1 pseudogene is annotated in these 219 nt (G+C 41.1%); it reads left to right on the top strand.

Features of this window, described 5'->3' with window-relative positions:
- Positions 1-109: pseudogene (locus tag NJT12_RS25010) on the top strand (ATP-binding protein); the annotation flags it as partial.
- Positions 110-219 lie beyond the last annotated feature (110 nt).

The raw sequence follows: 219 nt of genomic DNA, 5'->3' as shown, positions 1-219 counted from the left end.
GGAAATGAAAAAGATACTAAAATCAGATCTACTTATTCTGGATGACTTTGGCTTACAACCATTCGATAACCAATCCCGGGAAGCATTATTGGACATTGTTGACCAAAGGTAGATATTCCGACGAAAGTACCCCACGATTCCGCGACAATGGTCGCCACTTATTCCGACGCAAAGTACGCCAGTCAAATCGTCCTTTATCATCACTTAGTAAAGATGATA

Origin of the sequence: Flavobacterium azizsancarii, from assembly GCF_027980145.1 — a bacterium.
In the GTDB taxonomy this organism is placed as follows: Bacteria; Bacteroidota; Bacteroidia; order Flavobacteriales; family Flavobacteriaceae; genus Flavobacterium; species Flavobacterium azizsancarii.
This window is presented reverse-complemented; position numbering and strand designations above follow the sequence as displayed.